This window comes from Acinetobacter sp. CIP-A165 (assembly GCF_000367985.1).
Taxonomy (GTDB): Bacteria; Pseudomonadota; Gammaproteobacteria; order Pseudomonadales; family Moraxellaceae; genus Acinetobacter.
Genome location: NZ_KB849202.1, coordinates 326501 through 327047, shown reverse-complemented (window position 1 = coordinate 327047; position 547 = coordinate 326501). Strand labels below are relative to the sequence as shown.

Below are 547 nucleotides of genomic sequence, written 5' to 3'. Positions count from 1 at the left end.
GTTTGAAGCAATGTACTATGATAAGATTAACCCGTTAGGTCAGGTGGCTTAACTTAAATAAAAAAGTCTCCGACAAACCCGGTACGGTTCAACCCGAACCAAGAAACCGTTCAGCTAGAACAACCGATTCAATTTGGTGGCAATACCATTACTGAAATCACCATCCGTAAACCAAATGTCAAAGCGTTAAGCGGTGTCAGTTTACAAGCCATCTATCAGCATGACGTAAACGCATTAATCAAAGTTTTACCACGTGTGACCACACCTGCATTAACACCACAGCAAGTGCTTGAACTAGATCCAGTGGACTTTGCACAACTTGGAGGTCACTTGGTCACTTTTTTGTACCCGAAGGATCTGCAGAAAGCGATCAAAGAGGAACAGCAATAAAACTGGTCGATGACGTAGATGAAGCAATTGCCAATATTGCTTGCATCTTCCATTGGCCACCCAGCGCATACGATGACATGGACATTATTGAATTAAGTAAATGGCATCACCATGCGCTGAAGCGTCACCAAACCACTGTATAAAAGAGCCCACCAAT

At 43.1% G+C, this 547-nt stretch carries 2 protein-coding genes; both read left to right on the top strand.

The genetic code is table 11. From position 1 onward, the window contains the following. Positions 1–57 precede the first annotated feature (57 nt). Positions 58–390 (top strand): phage tail assembly protein, encoded by a 333-nt coding sequence (locus F991_RS07125; protein ID WP_034595493.1) that lies wholly within the window; start codon positions 58–60, stop codon positions 388–390. After that, positions 387–533 carry a GpE family phage tail protein gene (locus F991_RS17145; RefSeq protein WP_308444327.1) on the top strand — a complete coding sequence of 49 codons (147 nt, stop codon included), beginning with the start codon at positions 387–389 and terminating at the stop codon, positions 531–533. Before F991_RS07125 ends, F991_RS17145 begins: the two co-directional genes overlap by 4 nt. Positions 534–547: the final 14 nt, after the last annotated feature.